Origin of the sequence: Mesoflavibacter sp. CH_XMU1422-2 (assembly GCF_037029245.1) — a bacterium.
Taxonomy (GTDB): Bacteria; Bacteroidota; Bacteroidia; order Flavobacteriales; family Flavobacteriaceae; genus Mesoflavibacter; species Mesoflavibacter zeaxanthinifaciens.
The window spans coordinates 94,345-113,677 of sequence record NZ_JAYMEE010000070.1 but is presented as its reverse complement, the minus strand read 5'-3'; the positions used below and the strand labels follow the sequence as shown (position 1 = coordinate 113,677).

At 30.9% G+C, this 19,333-nt stretch carries 19 protein-coding genes; 11 read left to right on the top strand and 8 right to left on the bottom strand.

What is annotated here, in order from left to right; translation table 11 throughout:
* Nucleotides 1–7: 7 nt before the first annotated feature.
* Both WA340_RS12485 and WA340_RS12480 read left to right on the top strand, forming a co-directional pair.
* The gene (locus tag WA340_RS12485) at nt 8–649 is read left to right on the top strand and encodes an NUDIX hydrolase (RefSeq protein ID WP_336129321.1); all 642 of its coding nucleotides are present in this window, start codon (nt 8–10) and stop codon (nt 647–649) included.
* A gap of 47 nt (nt 650–696) precedes the next feature.
* Complete coding sequence (locus WA340_RS12480) at nt 697–1,503, top strand: lysophospholipid acyltransferase family protein (protein WP_027878592.1); 807 nt, start codon at nt 697–699, stop codon at nt 1,501–1,503.
* A 25-nt stretch (nt 1,504–1,528) separates the two neighbouring features.
* Here the strand turns inward: WA340_RS12480 and WA340_RS12475 are convergent, their stop codons facing one another.
* Complete coding sequence (locus WA340_RS12475; RefSeq protein ID WP_336129320.1) at nt 1,529–2,161, bottom strand: hypothetical protein; 633 nt, start codon at nt 2,159–2,161, stop codon at nt 1,529–1,531.
* 3 nt (nt 2,162–2,164) lie between these two features.
* A complete protein-coding gene (locus WA340_RS12470; protein WP_336129319.1) occupies nt 2,165–2,659 on the bottom strand; it encodes an RNA polymerase sigma factor in 495 nt (164 codons plus the stop codon).
* A gap of 173 nt (nt 2,660–2,832) precedes the next feature.
* Between WA340_RS12470 and WA340_RS12465 the strand changes: the two genes are divergently transcribed.
* The 4 genes from WA340_RS12465 to WA340_RS12450 all read left to right on the top strand — a co-directional run bounded on the left by WA340_RS12465 (nt 2,833) and on the right by WA340_RS12450 (nt 5,606).
* The gene (locus WA340_RS12465) at nt 2,833–3,012 is read left to right on the top strand and encodes a hypothetical protein (protein WP_336129318.1); all 180 of its coding nucleotides are present in this window, start codon (nt 2,833–2,835) and stop codon (nt 3,010–3,012) included.
* A 1-nt stretch (nt 3,013) separates the two neighbouring features.
* A complete protein-coding gene (locus WA340_RS12460; RefSeq protein WP_336129317.1) occupies nt 3,014–4,372 on the top strand; it encodes a histidine kinase in 1,359 nt (452 codons plus the stop codon).
* Between the two features lie 22 nt (nt 4,373–4,394).
* Nucleotides 4,395–4,736, top strand: coding sequence for a 2TM domain-containing protein (locus WA340_RS12455; RefSeq protein ID WP_027878597.1), 342 nt, complete (start codon nt 4,395–4,397; stop codon nt 4,734–4,736).
* Between the two features lie 114 nt (nt 4,737–4,850).
* A complete protein-coding gene (locus WA340_RS12450) occupies nt 4,851–5,606 on the top strand; it encodes a LytR/AlgR family response regulator transcription factor (RefSeq protein ID WP_336129316.1) in 756 nt (251 codons plus the stop codon).
* Here the strand turns inward: WA340_RS12450 and WA340_RS12445 are convergent, their stop codons facing one another.
* A complete protein-coding gene (locus WA340_RS12445; protein ID WP_336129315.1) occupies nt 5,607–6,791 on the bottom strand; it encodes an LETM1-related biofilm-associated protein in 1,185 nt (394 codons plus the stop codon). It abuts the gene before it with no gap.
* Nucleotides 6,792–6,943: 152 nt separating this feature from the next.
* On the opposite strand from WA340_RS12445, the gene WA340_RS12440 reads away from it, so the two are divergent.
* From WA340_RS12440 to WA340_RS12425, 4 genes are all read left to right on the top strand, one after another.
* Nucleotides 6,944–7,594 carry a DUF4331 family protein gene (locus tag WA340_RS12440; protein WP_336129314.1) on the top strand — a complete coding sequence of 217 codons (651 nt, stop codon included), beginning with the start codon at nt 6,944–6,946 and terminating at the stop codon, nt 7,592–7,594.
* A gap of 22 nt (nt 7,595–7,616) precedes the next feature.
* The gene (locus WA340_RS12435) at nt 7,617–8,177 is read left to right on the top strand and encodes a DUF4331 family protein (protein WP_027878601.1); all 561 of its coding nucleotides are present in this window, start codon (nt 7,617–7,619) and stop codon (nt 8,175–8,177) included.
* Between the two features lie 85 nt (nt 8,178–8,262).
* A complete protein-coding gene (locus tag WA340_RS12430) occupies nt 8,263–9,546 on the top strand; it encodes a tetratricopeptide repeat protein (RefSeq protein WP_336129313.1) in 1,284 nt (427 codons plus the stop codon).
* Between the two features lie 19 nt (nt 9,547–9,565).
* Complete coding sequence (locus tag WA340_RS12425; RefSeq protein ID WP_336129312.1) at nt 9,566–11,788, top strand: TonB-dependent receptor; 2,223 nt, start codon at nt 9,566–9,568, stop codon at nt 11,786–11,788.
* Nucleotides 11,789–12,165: 377 nt separating this feature from the next.
* Here WA340_RS12425 and WA340_RS12420 read toward each other — a convergent pair whose 3' ends face one another.
* The 5 genes from WA340_RS12420 to WA340_RS12400 all read right to left on the bottom strand — a co-directional run bounded on the left by WA340_RS12420 (nt 12,166) and on the right by WA340_RS12400 (nt 18,107).
* Nucleotides 12,166–12,963, bottom strand: a complete 798-nt coding sequence (locus WA340_RS12420) for an anti-sigma factor (RefSeq protein WP_336129311.1) — start codon at nt 12,961–12,963, stop codon at nt 12,166–12,168.
* Nucleotide 12,964: 1 nt separating this feature from the next.
* Nucleotides 12,965–13,492: an RNA polymerase sigma factor gene (locus WA340_RS12415; RefSeq protein WP_027878605.1), complete on the bottom strand. Its 528-nt coding sequence runs from the start codon at nt 13,490–13,492 to the stop codon at nt 12,965–12,967.
* 100 nt (nt 13,493–13,592) lie between these two features.
* Nucleotides 13,593–14,219: a YceI family protein gene (locus tag WA340_RS12410; RefSeq protein ID WP_027878606.1), complete on the bottom strand. Its 627-nt coding sequence runs from the start codon at nt 14,217–14,219 to the stop codon at nt 13,593–13,595.
* Nucleotides 14,220–14,240: 21 nt separating this feature from the next.
* On the bottom strand, nt 14,241–14,798 hold the full coding sequence (locus WA340_RS12405; RefSeq protein ID WP_336129310.1) for a superoxide dismutase family protein: 558 nt from the start codon (nt 14,796–14,798) through the stop codon (nt 14,241–14,243).
* 90 nt (nt 14,799–14,888) lie between these two features.
* Nucleotides 14,889–18,107: a VPS10 domain-containing protein gene (locus tag WA340_RS12400; protein ID WP_336129309.1), complete on the bottom strand. Its 3,219-nt coding sequence runs from the start codon at nt 18,105–18,107 to the stop codon at nt 14,889–14,891.
* Between the two features lie 98 nt (nt 18,108–18,205).
* On the opposite strand from WA340_RS12400, the gene WA340_RS12395 reads away from it, so the two are divergent.
* The gene (locus WA340_RS12395; protein WP_336129308.1) at nt 18,206–19,333 is read left to right on the top strand and encodes a vWA domain-containing protein; all 1,128 of its coding nucleotides are present in this window, start codon (nt 18,206–18,208) and stop codon (nt 19,331–19,333) included.

The window sequence follows — 19,333 nt, the reverse complement described above, 5'->3', positions numbered from 1 at the left end:
TTTTAAAATGAATTTTAAGGATTTTACCATAGCATTGTCAAAAATAAAAAATATACCACTACCAGCCGAAACATCTCAGTTTAAAATGGCTCCACCTTATCGTGAAGCTCTTTTGCAACAGCAAAAAGATAAGATGAAACATGCTAGGCAAAGTGCGGTAATGGCATTGTTTTATCCAGATTTAGAGTTACAAACTAAACTTATTTTAATTTTAAGAAAAACTTACAAAGGTGTACACTCGGCACAAGTTGGTTTTCCTGGTGGAAAAGTAGAACATTCTGACCAAAATTTGATGCAAACAGCTTTAAGAGAAACTCACGAAGAAGTAGGTGTAAAACCAGATTATATTAAGGTTTACAAAGAAATGACGCAAGTTTATATTCCGCCAAGTAACTTTGTAGTTCAGCCTTATTTAGGTATTGCAGAGCAAACTCCAAAATTTGTCAAACAAGAAACAGAAGTAGAAGATTTAATAGAAGTTTACTTAAAAGATTTGTTAAGTGATAGTAACTTAACCCAAAAAACAGTAAAAACCAGTTATGGTGTTGATGTTGAGGTACCTGCCTATAATTTAAGTAATTATTTGGTTTGGGGCGCAACAGCAATGATGCTTAGCGAAGTTAAAGACTTATTAAAACAGGTTTTATAAGTGTTTTGATTTGTTATATTTGTAGCTCCTTAAAACTTAAACACAATATGGGATTACTTAAAAAAAATCCTTTCGGACATATACTTTTTGTAAAAAAATGGTTAATCAGAATCTTAGGTCTTTTAACACACAGACGCTATAGAGGCTTTAATGAGTTACAAATTGAAGGTTCTGAAATTATAAGACAATTACCAGATACAAACGTTTTATTTATATCTAATCACCAAACGTATTTTGCAGATGTTATTGCCATGTTTCATGTATTTAATGCTGCTTTATCAAACCGACAAGATAATATTAAGAATGTAGGTTATTTATGGAATCCTAAGCTAAACATGTATTATGTAGCTGCAAAAGAAACTATGAAATCTGGTTTAATACCAAAGATTTTTGCTTACACGGGATCTATAAGTATAGAGCGTACTTGGCGTAGTCAAGGAAAAGATGTTAATCGTCAAGTAAAAATGAGTGATATTTCTGCAATAAAACGCGCTTTAGATGATGGTTGGGTTGTTACATTTCCTCAAGGAACTACAACACCTTTTAAGCCTATTAGAAAAGGAACAGCCCATATTATAAAACACTACAAACCTGTAGTTGTACCTATTGTAATTGATGGTTTTAGAAGAAGTTTTGATAAAAAAGGACTAAGAATTAAAAAGAAAAACGTCTATCAAACTTTTGAAATTAAAGAGCCTTTAAAAATTGATTACGAGAATGAAAGTATTCAAGATATTGTTGAAAAAATAGAATACGCTATAGAGCAACATCCTTCATTTTTAAAAGTAATCCCAGAGAAAGAATTACTTGCACAAGAAGAGCTTAATAAACAACGAGAATTCTTAAATGAATAGTAATATTTATTAGTAAATATAGACACTAAACTTCCATTTTCTTAAGCTCTTTATAATTTCTATTTAATCGTCTAAGGATAATACCATAGATTAGATTATAGATAAACCAAACAACACCAGCAAATAAGAGCGTAAAAAGAAAAATACCTCCAATAAGTTTAAAAATTTGAAAGTTTGTCAAATGTTCTAAATCTATCTCACTAGAGTTTGTTTTGATGGCTTTATACATAAAGTAAGGGACTAAAACAACAATGAAAGTTAGATTATATAAGACATAGTATTTTACTATTTTTCTTGTTCTTAAAATACTTTTCATTAATTTTTTTGTGTCATCAACGACTGTAATAGATTTATAAGATCTAAAGAGTAAAATAACAAAAAGAATTATTACAACGTATGATAGAACTTCAATGCTTTGATTAAGAAGGCTATCATTATATACTTTATTAAAATGCTGTCTGTAACTTTTTGAAAAAACAAAAGGTAATACATTAACACTAATCAAGAAAATTAACTCAGCAATACTTATGTAAAATAGCTTTTTTACAAGACTTGACGACTTTTTATGTAACATGGCATATAAATCACTACTTGATTTTTTTTCAAAAGTGTTATTGTTTTTTTGCCAATCTTTCTTTAATAATTCTAATTCATCCATGTTTTACGGATTTAAAATGGTTTTTAGCTTTTTTTTCACTCTATTCATTTTCACTCTGGCATTAACTTCGCTAATTCCTAGGGTCTCACTAATTTCTCGGTAATCTTTATCCTCTAGATATAAAAATACTAGAGCTTTTTCAATGTCATTTAATTGGTGTACAGCTTGATACAATAATTTTAATTGTTCTTCTTCTGTGCTGTCATATTCTTCTGCACTAATTTTAAATTGTATAGCATCAAATTCTTGCGTTTTTATACGGCGTTTAGATTTACGATACAATGTAATTGCTGTATTTAAACCAACTCTGTACATCCAAGTTGTAAATTTACTATCGCCTCTAAACTTCGGGAAGGCTTTCCATAGTTGTATGGTAATCTCCTGAAATAAGTCGTTGTGTGCATCATAATTATTAGTATAAAGTCTACAGACTTTGTGCACAATATTTTGATGCTTTTCTAGTAATTCTACAAAATTATGTTCTGATGGTTTATCCAATATCTTTTAGTTAGTTGTACTTATTTGTAGTTTATATAAAGAAGATGTTACACAAAATTAGAATTATTTTTTGCGCAGCTACAATTCGTCATAAAAAAATAACAGTTCGGTATTTCACTTTTTAAAAACTTTAACTCTTAATAGATATTTGCCTTGTAATTAAAACACAAACCATGTTTAAACTCGTATTAATAATTGTAATGGCTGTAACAGGACAAGTAAAAGGTCTAGACAAACCTTTAGTAGCAAAAGCAGATAAAACACCTATTTTTACTACCTTTAATCCATATCAAGACACTAATTTGTATAGCAAAAATAAGTGCTTATTAACTTTAGAAACTAACAAAAAATAAGATGATTAAATTTTTAAAAGAAACCGCTAAAGCCTTTTCAATTGGTGTTCTAGTCTTTTTAATTAGAGGCATATTTATATTGGCTAATGGTAACACATTAGATTTTAACCAAGATTTAGCTTTAGATTTTTTTTATAATCAATTATTTGCAGTGTCATTATACTTAGCCAACGCTTATTTTGTAACGTACATGATGAATAAGTATAAGCAAGACTTATTTAAACTTAATCGTCTTTTAGTTGCTTTATTGTCTTCAGTATTTATATCATTAGCAACCATTTTTATACTTAGATTTTTAATAATAGTTTATGGGTATAACCAAGACGCTACATCGTTTTTACAAAATGAGAAAGTAGTTTTTTATTGGATGTCTTTAACTATATCTGTAGTCATAACAGCTATATTTTATACGGTTTACTATATAAAATCTAAACAAGAAACTAAGGTAAAAGAGCAAAAAGTAATTGCAGGAACAGCAAGTGCTAAGTTTGATGCTTTAAAAAATCAATTAGATCCTCATTTTTTATTTAATAGCTTAAATGTATTAACCAGTTTAATTGAAGAGAATCCAGACAAAGCACAGCAATTTACAACCAGTTTATCAAAAGTATATAGATATGTATTAGAGCAGAAAAATAAAGAATTAGTGACAGTAGACGAAGAGCTAAAGTTTGCAAAAACCTACATGTCTTTATTAAAAAACAGATTTGAAGATAGTATAATTTTTGAAATACCAGAACAAGCAGTAAATCCAGAAAGTAAAGTTGTACCACTATCACTACAATTATTATTAGAAAATGCTGTAAAACATAATGTAGTAACAAGTAGTAAACCCTTACACATTAAAATATTTGAAAGCAACGGAAATTTAGTTGTAGAAAATAATCTACAATCCAAAAAAATATTGAAAAAGAGTAGTGGTGTTGGATTAGCAAACATTAGACAACGCTACCAATTATTAACAAATAAAAAAGTAATCATCAATCAAGAAGCAAACAGTTTTGCAGTTGCATTACCAATGCTTACAAAACAAGTATCAGTTATGAGACAACAACAATTATCACAATCAAAAATGCTTGACAGTTATGCACGAGCAAGACAACACGTAGAAGAACTAAAAGGGTTTTATTTTAGCCTAGTAGCTTACTGTATCATTATACCAAGTTTATATTTTATTTGGTACAAATTTACACCATTTACAATTCAATGGTTTTGGTTTCCTATGATAGGTTGGGGATTTGGACTAACAGCACAAGCCTTTAGAGTATTTGTAAATAATGGCAAATTTGGACGCAGCTGGGAACAAAGAAAAATAGACCAATTTATGAGAGAAGAAGAACAAGAAAAACGTTGGAATTAATAACAAAAAAACATTAAAAATCATGAGAAATACAGATATACAACCTTACGAAGATAATTTTTCTAGAAAAGAATTTTTAAAAGAAGAAGCCTACCAAAGAGCTAAAGAAAAAGTAAAGAAAATAGTAGGATTTTATTGGCATTTAGCGGTATACATCGTAGTAAACATATTTATTATTTTAGCAATTGTATTAAATGGCGGATCCTTATGGCATTTTGGTACGTTATCAACACCATTATTTTGGGGAATAGGTTTATTTTTTCATTTCCTAGGAGTTTTTGGACCTAGAGTATTTTTTGGTAAAGATTGGGAACAAAGAAAAATTAAAGAGTTTATGGATAAAGAAGAGTCTATGTGGGAATAGTTCTTTTTCAGTAAGCAGTAAGCAGTAAGCAGTAAGCAGTAAGCAGTAAGCAGTAAGCAGTAAGCAGTTTATTACTTCTGTTGCCAATAATCAACCATTCATAAAAAAATAAAAATGAAAGTTATAATTATAGAAGACGAAAAACCATCAGCAAGACGATTGCAACGTATGCTAACCAAGCTAAATGTAGAAGCTACAACGCTTTTACATTCTGTAGAAGAGTCTATTAACTGGTTTAATAACAATACACATCCAGATTTAATATTCTTAGACATACAATTAAGTGATGGTTTATCGTTTGAAATTTTTGAAACCATAGAGATTAATTCTGCTATAATATTTACAACTGCTTATGATGAGTACGCATTACAAGCCTTCAAGCTTAACAGTATTGACTATTTACTTAAACCAATTGACGCAGAAGATTTAGAACAAGCAGTACAAAAATATAAGTCAAGATTACCACAAAAAACTAATATGTCTTTAGATTTTGAAGACATAAAAAAACTATTAGTCAATCCAATTGACAGAGTATATAAAAAACGTTTTTCTATAAAAGTAGGACAACACATAAAGCTTGTAAATACAGATGAAATAGAATGTTTTTACAGCGAAAATAAAGGCACATACTTACATACTACAGATAATAGAAACTATTTGTTAGAAAACACTTTAGAAGCTTTAGAAGAAGAGATTGATCCAACACAGTTTTTTAGAGTAAATCGTAAGTTTTATGTAAACATAGAAGCTATTAAAGACATTATAAGTTATACCAATTCCAGGTTACAAATTAAGTTAAATTCTTACAATGAAAATGATGTAATTGTAGCTAGAGAACGTGTTAAAGATTTTAAGGAATGGTTAGATTAACTATTCCTTTTTTTCTTCTTCAATACGGTTATCATCAAAAGCACTTGGTAATAATTTAGGTATAAACTTAACCACAATTGGTAGTAATAACGCGCCGCCAGGCAATAAAAAGATAGCAAGACTTGGTATAGATTTAAAAATATCTAATAACTGGTCTTGTACTTTTTTTTGTTCTTCTTTAGAAAGGTCTCTTATAGTAGATTGAGATAATAATAGCAGTAACTCTTTACTCTCTTTAAGTTCTTTAGTTAGACGTTTCCCGTTTCTTTTAATTAACTTTAAAACAAAACTTGTAGAGTTATCGTAAAATGTTTTTACTATGTTTTTTGATCCTAAAAGCGGTACTTCTTCTTTAAATTTTTTATAAAAACTTGCTATGCTACTAGATGCTTGGTGTACATGCAGGTTGCTTAAATTTAATTGTTTACCTAAATCAGATAAAAAAAGTTCTTCATCACTATCAATTTTAGCATCTGTCCAAGTTGCCATAGCAGCCATATCTAAACAATATTTTGCAAAAATTTCGGTTTCTACTTTAGCTATTGCTAGATTGTAGTCTAATACTTTTTCATGTTCGTATCTTGCAGATTGCTCAAAAAGATCAATTAAATTTTCATCATAATTTGACTTATGTTTTTTTGCGTTTAGTGTATTAATAACAATACTTTCTATAATAATTTCATGATCTCTTAAAAAATCATCACTAATACTTTTGTCTTGTAAGTAAACTCTAAAAGCAATAATATCAATAAAAAGTAAGGCGTTGGTTACAAAGTAGTTAAAGCTTTTGTCTATTAGATTGTCATCAATTTGTATACGCTTATTAATAATCCTTTCAACACTATCCTCTTTATCTTTATTTCCAATAAATATATTTAAAAACGAAGATCTTTTTTTGTTTAAAGCATTGTAAAATGCATCAACATCTGTGTAAAAATCATTTTCACTTTCACTATTAATATGAATGATAAGTAATGCAATTACTAAGTTAATTTTGCAAAGTTCTTCACTTTCGTAATCGTTATTTTTGATAAGGTTAGCTACAATATCTACGTTGCTTCCGTAGATAAATCCGCAATGTCTAAACGCTTCGTAATAGTTTTCAAGACTCGTATTTTTTAAGACTATATTAGGGTTTAAGTCTCTTATTAATTTTTTTATCCAACCTGTAGCCGATGGGTTCATGTCTTAAAATAAATAGATGGTAAAGATATATTTTTAATCTGATTTTATCACTTCAAATTTTCTTTAACAAAATTTTAATAAAACCTTAAGTTAAATAATTGCGTAGGTAGTGTTGAGAACCAAAAATAATAATTAACAAAATCTCAGACATTATGAAAAATTTAAAACTAGTATTAGGAGTTAGCATTTTTGCAATTGCAGGCTACTTCTTTTTATCTGCAGACCATATTGATGCGCCTGCAGTATCAGGTGGTACAAGTGATATCACAGATTTTTATGCCTTTCAGGGCGAAGACACGGACAACTTAGTATTTGCTGCAAATGTGCAAGGGTTACTTAGTCCATCAGCATCAGCAAGTGCTGCTTTTGATGAAAACGTTATGATAGAATTTAATATTGACAACACAGGAGACAATGTTGAAGACTTAGTAATACAAGCAGTACCAAGAGACGGAAAAATGTACTTTTTTGGACCATTTGCACCGTCTTCAACTGGGTTAAACAGTATAATTAATACTTCTGCAGATGTAACAGTTGTAGATATTACTTCTTACGGAAGCAATGCAATTGTTGAAACTAACGGAAACATTAAAGCTTTTGCAGGACCAAGAGACGATCCTTTCTTTATGGATTTTGCGCAATACGGAGAAATTATTGCAGGAAATGCTTCAGGTTTTAATGATCCAGGTACAGATACTTTTGCAGGAACAAATGTAATGTCTGTTGTTATTGAAGTACCAAAATCGTCTATTGGCGGTACAGGAACTATCAATACTTGGGTAGAAACTAAAACTAAACAATAATTAAACTTTTAAATTAAAAATTATGAAATCTATATATAAAATTTTTAGCATCGCAGTATTTGCATTAGCTGCTGTTAGTTGTTCTAACGACGATGACTTTACTCAAATACCAACGCAACAAGAACCAGATTTTTCAGGGACGTATGCTCAAAACGATCAAATGGGTAGACCTGCAGTAAATACAGTATTTGTATCATCATCTTCTAAAGATATGTTTAACACAACTATTCCTACAGATCAAAATGCAGCGTTTCAATCTATGTTCGAAACTAACTTAACAGGTTTAAGTCCTGCATATGCAAATCCAGGAGACCAAAATGCATTAGGCTTAGATGCGCCAACATTTACTGGGTTATTAGCTACAGATGTACTTAATGTGTCACTAGATGGTACAACTACTTTCTTTGATGGAACTAACGTTTTAACAGGTCGTGCATTAGCAGACGATGTTATTTCAGTAGAACTACTACTTATCTTTGGTGGTGAAGATGGTACAGAAAACCCTTCGCTTTCAGATGATCATGTAGATGCAAATGATAAGCCGTTTTTGACGTCTTTTCCTTACTTAGCATCTCCTTGGTAGACTATTTTAATTAAGGAGTATTTCCCCAAAGTACTCCTTAATTTACCTACTTATTACAACAAACAAACTACAAAAAACAAAAACAATGAAAACCAATATTATTTTATTACTATTTGCATTTGTCTTGGCAAGTAGTTGTAAAGAAAAACCCAGTAAGATTACTAAAACATCAGATTACGAAATCTACATTACTAATCCAGATAATACGATATTAAGTAAAATAGAAGAAGATTATAGTTTCTGGAAAAACAAATATAAAGAGACTCCAAACCAATATCCATATCTAGCTAAGTTAGCAGCTGCAGAAAGTAAGTTGTTTACAGCTACAGGAAATATAGACTACTTAAAAAAAGCTGAAGAAAATCTTTTAGAGGTAAATAAAATTACCAAATACAACAATGCAGGCTATTTACGAAGCTTAGCAAGAAATTACATTTCTCAACACAAATTTAAAGAAGCTTTAAACGTATTAGAAAAAGCTAAAATTAATGGAGAAAACCTTGAAGGAACACAAAAAATGCTTTTTGATGTGCACATGGAACTTGGTAATTATGAACAAGCAAAAGACTATTTAACTAAAGTTAAAGACTTAAGTGATTTTGGGTATTTAATTAGATTGTCAAAATGGAGTGACTATAAAGGAGACTTAGCTTCTGCAATTAAATATCTAGAAAAAGCACAGACTATAGCAGAATCTTCTCAATTAAACGAAATTAAACAATGGACATATACTAATCTAGCCGATTTTTATGGTCATGATGGTCAAATAGAAAACTCTTATAATAATTATTTAAAAGCATTACAATTAAACCCAGATAATGCTTACGCAAAAAAAGGAATAGCTTGGATTGCTTACGCACATGAAAATAATCCTGAAGAAGCTAAAAGAATCTTAGAAAAGATTGAAAAACAGCATCAATCTCCAGATTACTATTTGTTTAAAGCAGAGTTAGCTGAATTTGAAGGTGATACAGTACAAAAAAATAAGTATTTCAAAATTTATTTAGATAGTGTAAACAATCCTAAATACGGAGATATGTATAATGCGCATACTTCTAAATTGTTAGCGGATGTTAATAGCGAAAAAGCTGTAGAGTTAGCTAAAATAGAAGTACAAAATAGACCAACACCAATGTCTTACGATTTATTAGCTTGGAGCTATTTTAACACAGGTAAAAAGGAAAAAGCTTTAGAAATTATTGATACTTTTGTAGCTAATAAAACCTTTGAGCCAGAAGCACAATACCACATGGCAAAAATCTACAAAGCTAACGGAAAAACAGACAAAGTAGCAGCTTTAAAAAAAGAACTACTAGCTAGTAGTTACGAGCTTGGACCTGTAACCACAAAACAGGTGTCACAACTATAAACTACCAACAACTAATCTTATGAAAAAATTATTATTACTATTTGTAATGATAGGAACAACTATGTCCTTATCAGCACAAATTAAAGGATCAGTTGTAAGCAATAATCAACCTGTTGAAGACGCTTACATTTACAACCAAACGTCAAAAAGTCATTCACATTCAAATCAGTTAGGTCAATTTGAAATTAGTAATACTAACGTTGGTGACGTATTACTAATAGGACTTTTAGGTTACGAAAAACAAGAAGTAACCTTAACAAATAATTTAATTGCTAATCTAGTTATAGATTTAAAACCAAAAGCGTTTATGTTAGACGAGTTGGTGTTATCACAACCAACAGATGTTTTAAGTAGCATTGTTCAAATAGATTTAGAAACCAATCCGATTAATTCTTCTCAAGAAATTTTAAGAAAAGTGCCAGGATTAATCATAGGTCAACATGCTGGTGGCGGAAAAGCAGAACAATTATTTTTACGTGGTTTTGATATTGATCATGGTACAGATGTAGCTTTAAGTGTAGATGGTATGCCAGTAAATATGGTATCTCATGCACACGGACAAGGTTATAGTGATTTACACTTCTTAATACCAGAAACTATTGAGAAAATTAACTTTGGTAAAGGTCCTTATTACTCAGATCACGGAGATTTTAATACTGCAGGTTTTGTAGATTTTAGAACTAAAAGCAGCTTAGATAACAGTACAATTAGCTTTACAGCAGGACAGTTTAACACTTTACGTACTTTAGGTATGTTTAATCTTTTAGAAAACAAAGCATCTCAAAATGCATATATAGCATTAGAATATATTGAAACAGATGGACCTTTTGAGTCACCTCAAAATTTTGACAGATTAAACCTTATGGGTAAGTATAATGCGTATTTAAACGATAATTCAAAATTAGGATTAACGGTTAGTCATTTTACAAGTAAATGGGACGCATCAGGTCAAATTCCTGTTAGAGAAGTTAACAATGGTAACATTTCTAACTTTGGTGCTATAGATGATACAGAAGGAGGATATACAAGTAGAAGCAATGCCAATGTACAGTTTAGCACCATTTTAGATAATGATATTGCTATGCAAAGTAATGTGTTTTACTCTAAATATAATTTTGAATTATACTCAAACTTTACCTTCTTTTTAGAAGATCCTGTTAACGGTGATCAAATTAAACAAAAAGAAAATCGTGATATTTTTGGATTAAACACGCAATTTAACAAAGCTGTAAATTATAATTCTTTTGATATAAATTATACAGCTGGTTTAGGATTACGTTTTGACGATATTAAAGATATAGAGCTATCACACACATTAAATAGAAAGACAACTTTAGATTACATCCAATTAGGAGATGTGTATCAACGTAATATGAATGCTTTTGTTAATGCCGAAATTGACTTAGGAAAATTTAGCATCACTCCAGGATTAAGGTTAGAGTATTTCAACTTTCAATATAATAATAAGTTAAGTGAAACTTACGATTTACAAACCAATACAGAAGTAGCTGTATTGCCTAAACTTAATTTTCAATTTAATCAAAACGAAAATTTACAATGGTTTTTAAAATCAGGAATAGGATTCCATTCTAACGACGCCAGAATTGTTTTAAATAACGAAGTAGATAAAGCGTTACCAAAAGCGTATGGTGTAGATTTTGGAAATATCTGGAAACCAACACAAAAAATTGTACTTAATACAACATTATGGTATTTGTTTTCTGAAGAAGAATTTGTTTACGTTGGTGACGCCGGAATTGTAGAACCAAGTGGAGAATCTGAACGTTACGGATTAGATTTAGGTGTAAGATTTCAGTTAAACGATTATTTCTATTTTAATACAGATGCAACGTTTACAAAAGCGAGAAGTCTAGAAGCTGAAGATGGAGAAGATTATATACCATTAGCGCCAGATTTTACTTTAGTTGGTGGATTATCGGTTAAAGATTTTCATAAGTTTTCTGGAGCTATTAACTACAGATATATTGATGATAGACCTGCAAACGAAGATAACAGTATAGCAGCAGAAGGATATTTTGTAACCGATTTTAACTTAAACTATAGCTTTAATAAACACTGGAAATTAGGTGTTATTATTGAAAATTTATTTGATACAGATTGGAAAGAAACTCAGTTTTTAACCGAGTCTAGATTACAAAATGAAGTTGCGCCTGTTGAAGAAATTCACTTTACACCAGGTACGCCATTTAACTTTAGAACAACATTAAGTTATTCTTTTTAAAAAAAGAATAAAAAAATAAAACCTTGCTATTCATAATTACGTAAATATGTTAGCTATCGATTTAAGGGAATTGATATAAAGAACTAACAAATAGGTTAATGCTATGAAAAAGTAAGGTTTGTTTTTTGTTAGTTTGTAGGAAATGTCTAATTAGTTTATACTTTTTAGGCATTTCTTTTTTTTAACTATGTTGTTTAAGTAGCTATAAATAATTACGTTAACTATGTGTATTTAATATTAGCTTAAAACAATTAAATTTTGAAATAAGTAATGATGAGGTTTTTTATTCTATTCAAGAATATAAATTGGTAGTAAAAAATAGAAAATAAAAAAGCACTTCATTTAAGAAGTGCTTTCTTTTTATATGTATTTAAATATTAGTTAGAGGCTAAGGCACCTAACGTATATAATTGCTCTAATGTAGGTGATTGGCTACCACCAGCAGGCTCTAAGGTAATACCAAATGCTTGAGATTTGTTGGCATTATCTAGCTTAAATATCTTATTATCATCCTGCATAAAATCGTCTATTGTACCTAAACTTGTTGGTGTAAGCGGATCTAATAATAAAGACCAAACTTGGTATACTTTTCCTTCTGGAGGTTCAGGTAGACCTTGTAAGTCTAAATAAATTTGATCATTATTTTCATCCCAATAAACTGTTGCATAGGCATCAGGATAAGCTGCTTGACCTTCTAAAGGTACCTTAATAATGTTTCTATCTCTTATTACGTTAAGCAGATTTTTAGTTTCGGCTAACTTAGATTTTGAGTCTTCTATTTGAATTTCTAAAAATTCTTTTTCTGTGTTTATTGTAGTTACCTCGGTTTCTAATTGCTGTTTTTGGTTTAATGTCCACAATAAGCCAGCACCAACTATTACTGCAGCTGCCCAACCTGTGTAAGTAAACCAATTTCTATTTTTCTCTTTTGGTAACTGTACAATTTTATCGTTTCTGTTACTTAAGTGTGCTTTAATAGTGCTGTAAGCAACAGGTTGCTCTGGAGCTATGCTATTAGATAGTTTTATAAATGCAGCTTCTATTTGTAATACTTCCTGTAAAACTTCCGGATGTTTAAGCATTAAGTCATAAACCTCCTTGTTTTCTTTTTCAGAAAGTTGTCCTGCAACATAAAGTTCTAATATTCCAGATTGTATGTATTCGTTAATATTCATTTTATAATACTGAATCTCTTAGTTCTTGGATACAATTTCTATTTCTTGTTTTTATTGTGCCTATTGGCATATCTAGCTCTTCTGAAGCTTCTTTTTGGGTATAACCTTTAAAGTAAAGTAGCTCTATAATCTTAACACATTTTTCTGCTAGTTTATCTACAAACTTTTTTATACCAATAGCATCAGTCTTACTTCCTAAGTTATCTGATGAGTGTATTATATCTACGAAATAATCGGAGTTAAGGTTTTTGCTAGATTTTTTAAAAGCTTTAGATCTAGTTTTGTCTATTGCAGCGTTGCGAGATATATTTAAAAGCCAAGTAAAAAATCTACCTTTACTAGAGTTGTAACTGTCTGCTTTTTCCCAAGCTTTTATAAAAACGTCTTGCATGACTTCTTCAGCTATTTCATTGTCTCTAACAATGTTATAAATAACTCCATGCATGCTTTGACTGTACATATTATAGAGTTTTTCAAAAGCTTTTTCGTCTTTCTTTTGAAATTGAGATACTAAGTATTCTAATTGCATATAAGGTTTGAAGTTATTTTTTAAATATAAGGATAAATGATAAAATAAAAAATCGCCCGAGAGCGATTTTTTATAATTAAGTTTCTATTTGTATTTAAGTTTATTTTTCTCTTAAATAAGTTTCAATTTGAATAGCAACATCTTCCCATGTTTTACTTACTCCATCAGCACCTTTATGTAGGTCAAAACAAACTTTATTAAGTGCGTTTAAGGCTTCTATTGCATTCCAGTTATTTAAGTCCATAGTTCCTTTTAACGTTACTCGTCTTTCATCTTCTATACCAACTTCTAAAGGTAAATCATGAGTTACACCATTCATTGTTAAGCTTGCTACATATTTAGAATCTTTATACTTTAATGTTCCAGATATTAAATCTGTATCTATCATTGATCCAAAAAATGAGTTTTTAATTTTAGCATCTCTTGTATTTGTAGCATCATTAGTAAAAAGGCTACTTACAGGAATAGAGAAGCTTAAGTTATTTAATGCTTCTTCTGGAGTTGCACCAGATTTGTTATCAAATTTTACTGTAGTAAACTCTCCATTAACTCCAACTTTGTCTGTTGTTTTATAAGCAGTCCATTTAACAGAAGTAGCTTCTGGTTTTACAACAAACTGTTTAGTTGTTTTAACGTCTTCGGTTGTTGTGGTTTCTTTTTTTTCTTCTTTACAACTAACAAAAACACTTAATGTAATAGCTAATAGTAAAATTGAAATTTTTCTCATTTGTTTTTATATTTATTTTGGTTATCTAATTATTCCTCCGCAACTAATTCTTCCTCCAGCTGCTCCTGTTGGTTGTGTTGTAAAATCATCTTCTCCAGAATGAACGATAATAGCTTTTCCTACTACATTTTTGGTGTCATCTTGGCATCCTACACACCATAAATCTGTTTTTAACGTAACAGTTGCTTTTCCGTTTTCGTCAGCAGTTAAATTACCAATGTCTCCTTTATGAAAACCGTCTGGGCTACCCCATTTTCCGTGAGAAGTTCCTGTAGGATTCCAATGTCCACCAGTACTTTTTCCGTCGTCAGAAGAGCAATCTGCTTTTTCGTGTATGTGAATGGCATGCGTACCAGGTTCTAAACCGCTTAGCATGGCTGTAAACTCTACAACACCATTAGTTTCTGTAAAAATAGCAGATCCAGAAACATTACTACCGCTTTTAGGTTCTAAATTTAGTTTTACTTTTTTAGACGTTTCAGCAATTGTTTTTTCTGTGTCTATTTTCTTTTTATCTTCTTTACATCCAACAAAAACTGCTAAGGTTAATATTAGCGTAATAAGGCTTATCTTTTTCATATTATATTAAATTTTATGGTTAGACAAAGAAATTTAACTACTAATAAGTCTTTTTGCAAATATCTATAGTTAATAATTCTTTAAAATAGTTTAATCTAGTTTGAAGTTTTTAATGTTATCTAATGTTTTTGTCATGTTAATAGTTTGCATTTTTTGATAATAAGGCTTAAAAGTATCTTCAAAAAACAAGTTAGTTGTTTTTAAAGCGGCTTCTAGATCTTTTTTAGCATGATTGATTAAATTTTTTTCTGTTTCTGTAATTCCAGTTTTTCTTGATCCAACATACCATCTAGCTTTACTTAACCTGTCTGTTACACTAACATCTAGTGTCATAGTAATACCTTGTCTTTTATCTTGCTTACCAAGATAAATATCTAAAACTTCATCTATCTTCTTTATAATGTCTTTAGATGTTTTGATGTCTTCATTGTATTTATCTTTATCTAAATCGGTAAGTTCTTTTTTATACTTTTCTGCTAATGCTTTGCTTTCTGCAAGTTGTTTTGTAGCGTTTGCAGCAACTTGTTGCATTTGTTCTAATTGCTTTAAAGTATTGTAAACTTCATTTATAGTTTCTTTAGAAACGTCTAATCTAGGGTCCGATTTTACGGTGATAATTGTTTCTGAAATTTGATCACCATATTCTAATACAGCTTTGTAAGTTCCTGGTTTTACATCAACTCCGCTAGGTTCTCTCTTTCTTTTTCTTGTTGAACGTGAAGGTCTGTCTACACCTTTTTCATCCATATACCACGTCCATTTGTGTAATCCTTTGTCTTTAGGCGCTTTTTGTTTTAAAGTCCTAATTAGCTTGTTATTATCATAGATTTTAAGTGAAATTGAATCCCATTTGATCTCTGTTTTATTTTCAGTTTCTAGACTATCTTCTTCAGCTTCATCATTGTTTTCTTCGTCTTTAGTGTCTTCTTTTTTAACGTCTTTTGGATTAATAAAGTAGCTAAAACGTCCTCCGCTATCACGATTTTCGCCATTAAACATCGCGTTTGCACCAAAACGACTTCCCGTAGGTTGTTGGTATGCCGCTTGATAAGCGGTTGGAGGATTAAATAAAGTTATGGTTTCTGTAAGCGTGTTTTTATTTTTTGCAATTGCTCTTAACGGTCTAATATCATCCAATACCCAAGCAGCTCGACCAAAAGTACCAATGACTAAATCATGCTCACGTGGATGGATTACTAAGTCTTTAACAGACGTAGTAGGGAAGTTGTTAGTCCATTTGGTCCATTGGTTTCCTGCGTCTATCGAGATGTATAAACCATCATCTGTACCTAAAAACATAAGGTTTGGTTCTTCTAAATCTTCGATTATAGCTAGCGCATAACTTTTTACATCGTTTTGGTCTACAATACGTTGCCAAGTTTTTCCGTAGTTTTTTGTTCTGTAAACATAAGGTGAATAGTTAAAACGTCTGTAGTCGTTTGCTATTAGCAATGCTTCACCTTTATTTTTATTACTAGCTTTTATTTGAGCAATCCAACTTCCTTTTGGTAAATCAGGTAAGTTATTAGATACGTCGTCGTAAGTAGCTCCACCATTTTGTGTGATATGCACTTTACCATCGTCAGTACCAACCCAAAACACATCTTTTTCTACTGGAGATGGTTCTATAACTAATATTGTACAATGGTTTTCTGCACCTGTTGCATCCATAGTTAACCCACCACTTTCGTGTTGTTTTAATTTTTCAGGATCATTAGTGGTTAGGTCTGGCGAAATTACTTCCCAAGTTAAACCTTTGTCTGTAGACTTATGTACAAACTGACTTCCAAAATAAATCGTGCTATTATCAAAAGGATCGATATTTATGGCAGCATTCCAATTAAATCTTAATCTTACATCTTTATCTGGATGTGTTGGTTGTACGGTATAATTATTACCTGTTTTCCAGTCGTAACGACTTACATATCCTTGTTGACTCATGGTCCATCCATATTGTGAGTTATCTCTATCAGGGATAACATCAAAACCATCTCCAAAACTTATTTCTTGCCAATAACTGTTACGAATACCTTGTGCTTTCCAGACATAAGCTGGTCCGCGCCATGATCCATTATCTTGCATTCCGCCATATACGTTGTAAGGAAACTCGTTATCTACATTAATATGATAAAATTGCGCCACAGGTAAGTTGCCAATAAAGCGCCAATTTTTTCCGCCATCTTTGGTAATGTTAAGTCCACCATCATTACCATCTATCATAAAATTACCATTATCTGGATGTATCCACCATGCATGATGATCTGGATGTACACCGTTACTAGAACCATATGCTGGCATTAATTGATCAAAGTTTTTACCACCATCTTCACTTACATTTACATAGGTAAAAACAGAGTAAACACGGTTTTCGTTTTCTGGATCTACATATATTTCAGAATAGTAAAAAGGTCTGTTACCAATATCAGATTTGTCGTTTATTTTTTCCCACTTAAAACCACCATCTTCACTTTTATAAAGTGCATTTTTTTTAGCTTCGACTAAAGCATAAATAACGTTAGGTTTATTTTTAGCAATAGCAACACCAATACGACCTAATTCGCCTTTAGGGAAACCGTCTTCATCGGTTATTTTTTTCCAAGTTTCACCACCATCATGGGTAATATGTAAGCCAGAACCTTCGCCTCCAGATTTAAAAAACCAAGGATCGCGTTTATGTTCCCAAAGTGCAGCAATTAATTTATTAGGATTTGATGGATCCATGACTAAATCTGCAGCACCAGTTTTGTTATTTGCGAATAAAATTTTGTTCCATGTTTTTCCGCCATCAGTAGTTTTAAAAACACCACGCTCTGGATGCTCTCCCCAAGGACTTCCAATTGCGCCAACATAAACAGTGTTAGGATTAGTAGGATCTACAATGACACGATGGATATGTCTTGTTTTTTCCAATCCCATAAGTTGCCATGTTTTTCCGGCATCTAAAGATTTATAAATACCATAACCGCCATTTAAACTGTTTCTAGGATTTCCTTCACCAGTTCCTACCCAAATCACGCTAGGATTTGATTGTTGGATAGCTACAGCACCAATAGATGCAGTTGCTTCTTTTTCAAAAATAGGTTCCCAATTTATGCCGCCAGAAGTAGATTTCCATAGTCCACCAGAAGCTGTACCAACATACATTATGTCTGGATTTTTATGTACAACATCTATAGCAGTTACACGACCAGACATTCCGCCAGGACCAATATTTCTAGGTTTCATATTTTTAAGTAAATCCAAGTTTATTTCTTGAGAAAAACCTGAAAAAGAAATCATTAAGAGTAGTAAAAGGGAAAGTTTTTTCATTTTAATAAAATTAGTTAGGCATAAAGTTAAACAACAAAATATTAAAAAGCTGTTAAGGCATTTAAATTCATTTTAAAATATTGTATTTTTATAGTGCAATGAAAAATGAAAAAACACATAGAAAAGGCTTTGTTTTTAAACCCTACGAAGCACCTTCGCAAACACCTTTTGAAAAACTTTTTGAAATTTTTAAAGAGTTAATTACACATACTTCTGGCGATTTTGATGAAGCTATAGATTGGCTAAAGCAACTTGATGACGAGTATAACTTAACTACTGCAGAGTATACAATAGACGACTTTATTGAAGACCTTAAAAAGAAAGGTTACATAAGAGAAGAAATTAAACCTGACGGAAAAAAAGGTAATGCGATTACAGCAAAAATAGAAAGAGCTATACGACAATCTGCTTTAGAGCAAATTTTTGGGAATATTAAAAAGAGTGGTAGCGGTAACCATAAAAGCAAAAGTATTGGAGTAGGAGACGAGCATACTGGCGATTTTAGAGCATACCAATTTGGTGATAACTTAGATAAAGTTTCAATGACCGAAAGCTTAAAAAATGCACAAATCAATAACGGTATTGGTAATTTTAATCTTACTGAAAACGATTTGGTTGTAGAAGAAACCAATCATAAATCACAAATGAGTACCGTATTAATGATAGACATTAGTCACAGTATGATTTTGTATGGTGAAGACCGAATCACGCCAGCTAAAAAAGTAGCTATGGCGTTAGCCGAATTAATAACGACCAGATACCCAAAAGACACTTTAGATATTTTGGTTTTTGGTAACGATGCTTGGCCAATAAAAATCAAAGATTTACCGTATTTAAACGTTGGTCCGTATCATACAAATACAGTTGCTGGTTTGCAATTAGCAATGGATTTATTAAGACGAAAACGAAACACAAACAAGCAAATTTTTATGATTACAGATGGTAAACCAAGTTGCTTGCGCTTACCTGATGGTACTTATTATAAAGATAGTAACGGACTAAACCCATACATTACCAATAAGTGTTATGCTATGGCGCAACAAGCCAGAAAATTACATATCCCAATCACAACATTTATGATTGCTCAAGACCGTTATTTAATGCAATTTGTAAGAGAGTTTACGCAAGCCAATCAAGGAAAAGCATTTTATACTGGCTTAAAAGGTTTGGGCGAAATGATTTTTGAAGATTACGAAACCAACAGAAAAAAAAGAATTAGAAGATAA

What these genes read in the sequence shown, in the direction of transcription:
- WA340_RS12485 (WP_336129321.1), top strand. Translation starts at nt 8, where the DNA reads ATGAATTTTAAGGATTTTACCATAGCATTGTCAAAAATAAAAAATATA.
- WA340_RS12400 (WP_336129309.1), bottom strand. Translation starts at nt 18,107, where the DNA reads ATGAAAAAACTTTCCCTTTTACTACTCTTAATGATTTCTTTTTCAGGT.
- WA340_RS12460 (WP_336129317.1), top strand. Translation starts at nt 3,014, where the DNA reads ATGATTAAATTTTTAAAAGAAACCGCTAAAGCCTTTTCAATTGGTGTT.
- WA340_RS12440 (WP_336129314.1), top strand. Translation starts at nt 6,944, where the DNA reads ATGAAAAATTTAAAACTAGTATTAGGAGTTAGCATTTTTGCAATTGCA.
- WA340_RS12425 (WP_336129312.1), top strand. Translation starts at nt 9,566, where the DNA reads ATGAAAAAATTATTATTACTATTTGTAATGATAGGAACAACTATGTCC.
- WA340_RS12465 (WP_336129318.1), top strand. Translation starts at nt 2,833, where the DNA reads ATGTTTAAACTCGTATTAATAATTGTAATGGCTGTAACAGGACAAGTA.
- WA340_RS12420 (WP_336129311.1), bottom strand. Translation starts at nt 12,963, where the DNA reads ATGAATATTAACGAATACATACAATCTGGAATATTAGAACTTTATGTT.
- WA340_RS12480 (WP_027878592.1), top strand. Translation starts at nt 697, where the DNA reads ATGGGATTACTTAAAAAAAATCCTTTCGGACATATACTTTTTGTAAAA.
- WA340_RS12450 (WP_336129316.1), top strand. Translation starts at nt 4,851, where the DNA reads ATGAAAGTTATAATTATAGAAGACGAAAAACCATCAGCAAGACGATTG.
- WA340_RS12475 (WP_336129320.1), bottom strand. Translation starts at nt 2,161, where the DNA reads ATGGATGAATTAGAATTATTAAAGAAAGATTGGCAAAAAAACAATAAC.
- WA340_RS12445 (WP_336129315.1), bottom strand. Translation starts at nt 6,791, where the DNA reads ATGAACCCATCGGCTACAGGTTGGATAAAAAAATTAATAAGAGACTTA.
- WA340_RS12430 (WP_336129313.1), top strand. Translation starts at nt 8,263, where the DNA reads ATGAAAACCAATATTATTTTATTACTATTTGCATTTGTCTTGGCAAGT.
- WA340_RS12435 (WP_027878601.1), top strand. Translation starts at nt 7,617, where the DNA reads ATGAAATCTATATATAAAATTTTTAGCATCGCAGTATTTGCATTAGCT.
- WA340_RS12395 (WP_336129308.1), top strand. Translation starts at nt 18,206, where the DNA reads ATGAAAAATGAAAAAACACATAGAAAAGGCTTTGTTTTTAAACCCTAC.
- WA340_RS12455 (WP_027878597.1), top strand. Translation starts at nt 4,395, where the DNA reads ATGAGAAATACAGATATACAACCTTACGAAGATAATTTTTCTAGAAAA.
- WA340_RS12415 (WP_027878605.1), bottom strand. Translation starts at nt 13,492, where the DNA reads ATGCAATTAGAATACTTAGTATCTCAATTTCAAAAGAAAGACGAAAAA.
- WA340_RS12405 (WP_336129310.1), bottom strand. Translation starts at nt 14,798, where the DNA reads ATGAAAAAGATAAGCCTTATTACGCTAATATTAACCTTAGCAGTTTTT.
- WA340_RS12410 (WP_027878606.1), bottom strand. Translation starts at nt 14,219, where the DNA reads ATGAGAAAAATTTCAATTTTACTATTAGCTATTACATTAAGTGTTTTT.